Here is a 6,569-nt window from a genome sequence, read left to right as displayed (position 1 = left end):
GAGGCAGCCGCATCGGCTTCTTTCACGCCCGACTCGATGTGGCCCTGGGCCGACTGCACCAGCCCGCGGATCTCACGGGCCGCCTCGGCAGTGCGCTGCGCCAGGCTGCGCACCTCGGCCGCCACCACGCCGAAGCCCTTGCCCTGTTCGCCCACGCGCGCCGCTTCGACGGCGGCGTTCAAGGCCAGCAGGTTGGTCTGGAAGGCGATGCCGTCGATGACACCCGAGATGTCGCCGATGCGGCGCGACGATTCGCCGATGCCGTGCATGGTGTCCGACACGCGCAGCACCGCCTGCGTGCTGGCGTCGGTCTCTTGCGTCACGGCGTCGGCGAGCACCGCGGCCTCGCGGGCGGTGTCGGCACCCTGGCGCACGGTGCCGGTGATCTCTTCCATCGAGGCCGCGGTCTGTTCGAGGTTGCTGGCCTGCGACTCGGTGCGCTCCGACATGTCCTGGTTGCCGTCTGCGATCTCGCGGATCGAGTCCTGCATGCGGTTCACCTCCAGGCGCGCGTCGCCCACGATGGACTGCAGGTTGACGTTGAGCTGCGCCAGGGCGACCTGGAGCTCGCCCGCCACCCCGAGGGCGTCGACCTCGATGCGCTGGCGCAGGTCGCCGGCGGCCATGCGCCGCGCGGCCGTCAGCAGCCCGCGCAGCGGGCGCTCCAGCCGATGCCGTGCGAAGGCGGCGCAGGCCGCACCGAGCACAACGGCGAGAACCGCGCCAAAGGCGCCGGGCAGCACTGCCCCCAGGCCGAAGCCGGCGAGGGCCAGGGCGCCCGAGCCCAGCAGCAGCCCACGCGTGCGCAGCCAATGGGTGGCCGCGGCGGCACGCCCCTTCCAGCCGGGGAGCACGGCGCGGCCGGCGGCAAAGCGCACGGTCGGCACACCTTGCGCCGTGGCCTCGTTCATGCGGCGGTACAGCGCCTCGGCTGCGGCCACCGCCTGCCGGTCGGGCACGCTGCGTACCGACATGTAGCCGATGGGGGCGTCGCCTTCCATCAGCGGCGTGACGTTGGCCCGCACCCAGTAGTGGTCGCCGTTCTTGCGGCGGTTCTTCACCAGCGCCGACCACGGCCGGCCGCTCGCGATGGTGGCCCACATGTCGCGGAAGGCCTCGGCGGGCATGTCGGGGTGGCGGATGAGGTTGTGGGGCTTGCCCAGCAGCTCCTCGCGGGCATAGCCGCTGGCTTCGATGAAGGCCGGGTTGCAGTAGGTGATGCGACCTTTGAGGTCGGTGGTGGACACGAGGCAACGCTCGGGAGAGATCAGGTGCTCGGTCTGGGTAACGGGGCCCGTGTGACGCATGGGAAGGGGACAGGGAACTGCGAAAGGCACGCCGCGTCGGCGCCTCTTCTGGATCGGCGAATCCCCTTGGGTCTGAAGGGGAAATGTTCAGAAGCTTGATCCAGGTCAATCACGCGGGCTGGCCGACGCGGAGGACGCCCTCTCAAGCTCGAGCAGGAGCAGCTGCATGTCGATGGGCTTGACCAGGTAAGACGCGCAGCCGGCGGCGAGCAGTTCCTCGCGCAGGTACTTGTCGGGGTAGGCCGTCACGGCCACCACCGGCAGGTGCCGGGTCTGCGGGTCGGCCTTGATCCGGCGCACGAAGGCCAGGCCGTCCATGCCGGGCAGGTTGAGGTCGAGCAGCACCACGTCCGGGTGGCCCTCGTCCAGGCTGGCAATGGCCTGCTCGGCCGTGGTGCTGCTGAGCACCACGTGCCCGCTCAGGCGTGCGCTCTCGCCGGCCAGCTTGAGGTCGATGCGGTGGTCTTCCACGATCATGATGCGCAGGCCGGCATCGCTGATGCGGCTCTCGGCCAGGTGCTCACGCACCTGGTTGGGCAGCCGCCGGGTGTCGATCGGCTTGGCGATGTAGCCCGTGCAGCCGGCGTCCAGGGCCTTCTGCTTGTCGCCCTTCATTGCGAAGGCGGTCAGGGCCACGATGGGCACCTGGGCGTAGCGGGCGTCGCCGCGCAGTTGCCGCGTGAGCGTGAGGCCGTCCATGCCAGGCAGGGCGATGTCCATCAGGATCAGGTCGGGCACGGCGCTTTGCGCCAGCTTGGCGAGGGCGTCTTCGGCGTCCACGCAGGGCGTGACCGTGAAGCCTTCCATTTCGAGCAGGTCACACACCAGCTTGCGGTTCAGCGCGTTGTCGTCGACGACGAGGATGTGGGCTTCCATGGTGGGCTCACGCCGCGGCGGGTTGGTGATAGATGAGCGGCAGCCTCACGGAGAAGGTGCTGCCCTGGCCGGGCGTGCTGGTCACGGTGATGTCTCCGCCGTGCAGCAGCACCAGCTTGCGCGTGAGCGACAGGCCCAGGCCGCTGCCTTCGTAGCGGCGGGCCGCGCCACCATCGAGTTGGTGGAAGGCTTCGAAGAGGTGCGTCAGGTCGTCCGTGGAAATGCCGATGCCGGTGTCGCTGACCTCCACGCGCATCGACCCCGCCGGGCCCTCCAGGATGGCGACGCGGACCTCGCCGCCCGGGTCGGTGAACTTGACGGCGTTCGACAGCAGATTGAAGAGGATCTGCTTGAACTTCTGCGGGTCCAGCCGCACGCTCGCCACCGCCGTGGGCGGTGGCGGGTTCAGGCGCAGCTGCTTCTTGCGTGCCAGCGGGGCGACGAGCGCGCACACGGCCGAGGCGGCTTCGGCGGGCGAGAAGTCTTCGGGGTAGACCTCCATCTTGCCGGCCTCGATCTTGGAGAGGTCCAGCACGTCGTTGATGAGCTGCAGCAGGTGCTTGCCGCAGTGGTGCACGTCTTCCAGGTACTCGCGCTGCTTGGTGTTGAGCGGGCCGGGGCGGCCGTCGATCAGCAACTCGGAGAAGCCCAGGATGCCGTTCAGCGGCGTGCGCAGCTCGTGGCTCATGTTGGCCAGGAACTCGTTCTTGAGCCGGTTGGCGTCGTGCAGGGCCTGTTCGGCGCGGCGGCGCTCGGTGGCGTCGCGGATGGCGCTGGCGATCAGCAAGCCCTGTTCGGTCTGGATGGGGCTCAGGCTGATCTCCACCGGGAACTCGCTGCGGTCCTTGCGCAGGCCGTACAGGTCGACGCCGGCCCCCATGCGCCTGACCTTGGGCTGCTCGAAGAAGCGCCCGCGGTGACCGCCGTGCGAGCCGCGGAAGCGCTCGGGCACCAGCATGTCGACCGAGCGGCCCAGCATCTCTTCGCGCGACCAGCCGAAGAGGTTCACCGCCTGGCTGTTCACCAGCACCATCTGGCCCTCGGCGTCGACGATGACCATGGCGTCGGGGGCGGATTCGAGCAGGTCGCGGAACTGGCGCTCGGCCTTGCTGCGGGCCTCGTGGCGGTCGGTCATGTCGCGCACGGCGCACATCACCATCGAGCCCTCGTCGGTCTCCAGCGGGCTCAGGCTGATCTCGACCGGAAACTCGCTACCGCCGAGGCGCTGCCCGAAGAGCTCCAGCCCCGCGCCCATCACCCGCACCCGCGGCTGCGCCAGAAAGCTCGCGCGGTGCGCAAGGTGCCCGGAGCGGTAGCGAGACGGCAGCAGCACCTCGACGATCTGCCCGGCAAGCGAGTGCGGCTCATGGCCGAACACCTCGTGCGCCTGCGAGTTGGCCAGCACGATGTGCCCGGTGGCGTTGACGATGAGGATGGCGTCCGGCGTGTGCTCCAGCACCCCGCGGTAGCGGGCTTCCACTGCCTTCATGTCGCGCCGGATCTTGAGCGCCGTGACGTCGCGCATGGCGACCACGTAGCCGCCGCTGCCCCAGTCGTTGGGCATGTGCCGCAAGGCGCTGCTCACGTGCAGCCGCGAACCATCCTTGCGGCGGCGAACGGCCTCGTCGATGGCGCTGCCGTCGCGCACCGCGCGCTGGAGCAGCTGCTCGTAGTCCGGGCGGTGCTCGTCCGAGACGGTGAGCACGGGCAACTCCTGACCCAGGGCCTCGGCAGGGGTGTAGCCGAACATGGCATGCGCGGCGGCGCTCCAATGAGTCACACGCCCAAGCGGGTCAAGCAGCGCGATCGCGTCCGGGTTGTGGGCCAGGACGATGCCTTCTTGGGCTGTGTTCATTCGGCTGTCTCCTGGGGGCGCAGCGTATGCCGCCCAGGTGGCGACGTCACCTGTCAGGTGGTGCAGGTTCAGCCGGAAAGAGCGCGCGGGCAGGAGAACGCGTGTCAGTCCCCTCGTCCATTGGCAAGCGGCGTGCCGTACCAGCGGCCGTAGCGCAGCGCCCACGCAGTGGCGGCCGTGGCCCAGGCCAGCGCCGCGGCGGGCAGCAACACGCCGGCCGCCGCCTCCCACAGGGCTGCGATCACCCGGCCGGCCACGGCGAGTTGCAGCAGCCAGAACAAGCGCCACAGCAGCGCATCGGCCGCCACCGTGCGGCCGCTGTGGCCGGCGGAGACCCGTCCCACCATCGCAAACAAGGTGCTGCCCATGAAGCCGGCGGCCAGCGCGTGCACGGGCGCCAGGCCCAGACCCACCGCATCGCCCCACCACCGCATCGCGTGCGACACGGCGCCAAGCGCGAAGGCCAGCCCCAGCCAGGTGAAGCCCAGGTGCAGCATGGCGAGCAGCCGCAGCGACGGGCTGGGCCGGCGGCGCGAGCGCCACGCCAGTTGCAGCAGCAGCCCGGCCAGGGCAGCTTCACCCAGGGCCTGCAGGCCGACAAGCGCCCTGGGCAACGGCCAGCCCAGCAGTTCAGTCGCGGCCAGCAGCGCCTGCACCAGCACGGCGGCCACCAACAGGCGCAGCATGCCTTCGGGCACCCAGGCGTCGGGCGCGGCGTCGCCGAAGAAGGGCAGCATGCGGTGCACAGCGCTCACGAAGGTGAGCGCGTTGCCGGCCCACAGGCTGGCGTGCAGGGCCGCTTGCGCGACCTGCGGCCTGCCTGCCGCGAGGCCCGCCGCGGCCGTCAGCAGCAAGCCGCTCCCCATCGCGCAGGCCGCCAGCAACAGGCGGGCATGGAGCGTGTCGGTGGCCTGGCTGGCGCGCAGCATGCGGCCGAAACGCCAGCTCACGAGGCCGTAGCCCGTGGCGGCCAGCGCCATCCCGGTGGCGGCGGCGAGGGCACTCAGATGGCAGCCCGCCATGAAGAGGCCCCAGCCCGCCAGGTGCAGCGCCACCGGCACGCGCAGGCTGTGCGCCGAGACGGGCGGGCGCTGCAGCCAGCGCGGCCCGGCAGTGAACAGAAAGCCCGCGAAGAACATGGGCATGAAGCCGCCGCTCATCAACCAGCCGTGGGCGCCACCGGACGGCACCTGCCAGGTGACGCTTCCAACCAGCAAGACAGCTGCCCACCACACCGCGCTGAGCGCGAACATCAGCGCCCCTGCGAAGAAGCACAGGCGGTGCGGCGCGGCCAGCAGCCTGCGCAGCTGCCAGCCGGAGGTGTCGACCACTGTGTTCAGGCGAGGGCCGGCGCGGGGGCGTCGCCGCCGAGCAGCCGCACGATCAACTCGTGCACGCTGCGGATCTCGCGGCCGAAGGGCAGGGCACCGCGGCCGCTGAAGAAGAGGCCGCCCTTCAGGTCGCCCTTGAGGGCAGCGGCGAGCTGCTGGTCGATGCAGAACTGGCCCCAGTCGGCCTTGCCGTCGCGCAAGCCGCATTGGGCCAGGCAATCGAACACCTTGGTGCAGCGCTGCTTGACGTGGGCCACGGCCTGCAGGCGCTTTTCGGCCTTGAGGTAGGCGCGCAGCCAGGGCGTGGCCACGGCGCGCGCGGGCAGGCCGGCCACGCTGGTGAACTCGACCTTGTCTTCTTCGCGCGCTTCGGCCAGCACGCGCTTGAACTCGGCGTGCGCATCGCATTCGTGCGTGACGGCGAAGGGCGTGCCCAGCTGTACGCCGGCCGCGCCCAGCGACTGCACGCGGCGGATGTCGGCCAGGCTGCGGATGCCGCCGGCGGCGATCACCGGCGTGGTGGCTTCGATGCCAGCCGCCCGCAGGACGGCCACGGTTTCAGGGATCGCACGCTCGAAGTCGAAACGCGGGTCGTGGAGGTCGTCGATCTTGGCCGCGCCGAGGTGCCCGCCGGCATGGGCCGGGTGTTCGAGCACGATGGCATCGGGCATGCGCTTCTTGCGCTCCCACTTGCGCACCACGAGGTTCACGCCGCGCGAGTCCGACAGGATGGGCACCAGCGCCACCTGCGGGTGATCGGCCGCGAGTTCCGGCAGGTCGAGCGGCAGGCCGGCACCGACCACGATGGCGTCGATGCCCGCCGCGAGCGACTGCTGCACGTAGGGCGCGTAGTCGCTCACCGCACGCATCACGTTCATGGCCAGCAGGCCATGGCCTTCAGACAGCACGCGTGCCGCGGCGATCTCGCGTGACACGGCTTCGAGGTTGGCCGCGTTGATGGCCTCCTTGGCCTCAGCCCCGAAGCCCAGGCCGCGCGTGCGCTCCATCAGGTCGGGGTGATGGCGCCGCAGGTCGACGGCGCTGAGCGTGCCCACGCCGCCCGCACGCGCCACGCTGCCGGCCAGGCGGTGGGCCGACACGCCGATGCCCATGCCGCCCTGGACGATGGGCAGCAAGGTTCGCCCAGCCAGGCGCAGGGGTGGCAGTCCGCTCTCATCGAGCAGCGTCTTCAGGTCGGGT

The 6,569-nt window shown here is 70.8% G+C and carries 5 protein-coding genes; all 5 read right to left on the bottom strand.

The window, feature by feature from the left end; genetic code table 11:
- Positions 1 to 1,307: methyl-accepting chemotaxis protein (locus tag VFL64_RS11310; protein ID WP_489540477.1), on the bottom strand; the 1,307-nt coding region annotated here is incomplete at its 3' end.
- 105 nt (positions 1,308 to 1,412) lie between these two features.
- Entirely contained in the window at positions 1,413 to 2,183 is a 771-nt protein-coding gene (locus tag VFL64_RS11305; RefSeq protein WP_489540476.1) for a response regulator, read from the bottom strand.
- A gap of 7 nt (positions 2,184 to 2,190) precedes the next feature.
- On the bottom strand, positions 2,191 to 4,038 hold the full coding sequence (locus VFL64_RS11300; RefSeq protein WP_489540475.1) for a PAS domain S-box protein: 1,848 nt from the start codon (positions 4,036 to 4,038) through the stop codon (positions 2,191 to 2,193).
- Between the two features lie 104 nt (positions 4,039 to 4,142).
- The gene (locus VFL64_RS11295) at positions 4,143 to 5,369 is read right to left on the bottom strand and encodes an NnrS family protein (RefSeq protein WP_489540474.1); all 1,227 of its coding nucleotides are present in this window, start codon (positions 5,367 to 5,369) and stop codon (positions 4,143 to 4,145) included.
- 5 nt (positions 5,370 to 5,374) lie between these two features.
- Positions 5,375 to 6,562 (bottom strand): NAD(P)H-dependent flavin oxidoreductase, encoded by a 1,188-nt coding sequence (locus VFL64_RS11290; RefSeq protein ID WP_489540478.1) that lies wholly within the window; start codon positions 6,560 to 6,562, stop codon positions 5,375 to 5,377.
- Positions 6,563 to 6,569: the final 7 nt, after the last annotated feature.

The organism is Rhizobacter sp. (genome assembly GCF_035702065.1).
GTDB lineage: Bacteria > Pseudomonadota > Gammaproteobacteria > Burkholderiales > Burkholderiaceae_C > Rhizobacter.
Note: the sequence above shows the minus strand (reverse complement) of the source record. Positions and strands in the feature narration are given on the sequence as shown.

Bases quoted from the DNA above. Each gene is read 5' to 3' on its own strand.
- VFL64_RS11305 (WP_489540476.1), bottom strand. From the start codon at position 2,183: ATGGAAGCCCACATCCTCGTCGTCGACGACAACGCGCTGAACCGCAAG.
- VFL64_RS11300 (WP_489540475.1), bottom strand. From the start codon at position 4,038: ATGAACACAGCCCAAGAAGGCATCGTCCTGGCCCACAACCCGGACGCG.